Here is a 1,907-nt window from a genome sequence, read left to right as displayed (position 1 = left end):
ACGTCGTCATGAGCGCGTGCCGCGACAGGTCGAGAGAGCGCAGTTCGTCGGCGATCTCGTGGTCGCCGAGGTGCAGGCGGGCGCCGCCGAGTCGGGTCCGGGTGCCGGTGATCGACCGCAGTCGCCACGGCGTCATCCGCAGGGTGCCGTCGAGCTGCGAGTACGCATGCAGCGTGGTCTCCACCGAAGATGCGGGCATCGGTATCCCCGGTTTGACGGTGAGGTCGGCGATGAGCCGGCCGTCGACGCTCACCCGGCCGTGCCGGGTCGCCGACTCGTGGTCGACGTCGAAGTCGGCGAGGATCTTCGGGAATCCCCAGATCCCGCGTCCGGCGGCGAGGGTGAACTCACCATCGACCGGTAGCCGATGGATGAGGGCCCGCGCGTCGCCGGCGAACAGCGACCGCAACCCGGACCAGGACCCGCCAGACCGGGAACCGCCGGGGACGGATGCGTCGTCGGCCGTGGTCGGATCGACGAGGAAGCACACCCCGAATTCGTTGTAGGGCCCGAGATCGCCGTCGATGTAGTCGACGAAGACCAGCATGCACATGCCCCGGCCGCGACGAATCCGAAGCGGCGCCACCGCACCGCGGGTGTCGCCGGCGGCGTCGATCGCGGTCTGCATCGCCCTCGCGTCGGCGGTGAAGCCCGCGACGAAGCAGCGGGCGTGTCGGATCTCGACCGGCATCGTCACCGTCGAGCCCAGTACGTCATGTCGGGAAGGGTGGGTCATCGTCGGTTCCTTGCCTCGCCGTGAGTCTGTTCTAGAACATGTTCTACTTTTGCTGTCGCGGTGATCCTACGTGGTGTGGGTCGTGGGAAGGCCGGGATCGATCCATCCGATCGGATGAGAACGTCGCCGCTCGGCACCGTGAGCAGGGCGAGTGCCGAGATCGCCAGTGTGGTGGTGCAGTCCCCTGCTGAGATCACGGATTGGCGAATCACTTAATCCTTGCATCTGCAAACGACGTCCCCCATGTTGGGACTATTCGGTTGCTGAACGCAGCCTTAATATTCTCTGTGAAGAGTTGATGGACCCCAGTGCGAACGGCGAGCGCGATCCCCGCGCGTGAGCCGTGGTACCCGACAGTAAACGAGGACCAACGGTGACGACCGCGCATTCCGATATTTCGGACACCATGCCCCTTCCGGCCCCCGGACATCCGGTCGGTCACCCCCGCGACCTCCGAGCCTCGGTGGCCCGTATCGCCGACTATCGGCCCCCGGTCGCGCCGGGCTCGCATCTGAGGATGCGTCCGCTCGCACCGGTCCGGCCGCCGATGCGCCCGGTCATGCCGAGCGCCGCGCCCGCGCCCGCACCGATCCGGCGTCCGGTGCTCTCGCCGCGCGAGGTCGAGGTCCTTCTCGCCTGGTTGGCGGCCGAATCGAAGGACGAGGCCGCCGAGCAGCTGTTCATCGCGGCATCGACAGTGAGCACCCACCTGGCGCGAATCCGGGCCAAATATGCGGCCGTCGGGCGTCCCGCACCGACGAAGACGCATCTACTCGCACGCGCGCTGCAGGACGGCATCACCCGCCTCGAGGATTGGTGAGCCCCGGTACACCCTGAATCCCTGTACCCCCGACCCGATGACGACCCCCGGCGCCGATGGCGTCCGGGGGTCGTCCTGTCAGCCGGGTATCGACTCTCCTCGGCCGGGAATCACAGCGACACCTGCCCGAGAATGTCGGTCGTCGGTTGCGGTGATCCGCCCTCGGGCTCGATGGTGACGGCCAGAACCTGAGAGTTGTCGATGCGTTCGATGAGCAGAGGATCGGTGGCCCCGGACCCTCGGACAAGGCCCGCCGAGGACGGCTGGGCGTTGGCGCCGCCGACCAGCCACAGCTGGTATGTGCGATTCGAGGGCAGCGGGGTGCGCTGATCACGCAGCACTGCCACGGCT

At 67.6% G+C, this 1,907-nt stretch carries 3 protein-coding genes; 1 reads left to right on the top strand and 2 read right to left on the bottom strand.

Going from position 1 to position 1,907, the window contains the following annotated elements; genetic code table 11:
• Nucleotides 1–736 (bottom strand): acetoacetate decarboxylase family protein (locus B1964_RS17500; RefSeq protein WP_079930661.1); only part of this gene is annotated, 736 nt, incomplete at its 3' end.
• 373 nt (nt 737–1,109) lie between these two features.
• Here B1964_RS17500 and B1964_RS17495 point away from each other — a divergent pair.
• Nucleotides 1,110–1,556: a LuxR C-terminal-related transcriptional regulator gene (locus B1964_RS17495; RefSeq protein WP_338066865.1), complete on the top strand. Its 447-nt coding sequence runs from the start codon at nt 1,110–1,112 to the stop codon at nt 1,554–1,556.
• A 110-nt stretch (nt 1,557–1,666) separates the two neighbouring features.
• Here B1964_RS17495 and B1964_RS17490 read toward each other — a convergent pair.
• The coding region (locus B1964_RS17490) for an anti-sigma factor (RefSeq protein ID WP_139765776.1) at nt 1,667–1,907 on the bottom strand (241 nt) is incomplete at its 5' end.

Source organism: Gordonia sp. i37, assembly GCF_002043085.1.
GTDB lineage: Bacteria > Actinomycetota > Actinomycetes > Mycobacteriales > Mycobacteriaceae > Gordonia > Gordonia polyisoprenivorans.
This window is presented reverse-complemented; position numbering and strand designations above follow the sequence as displayed.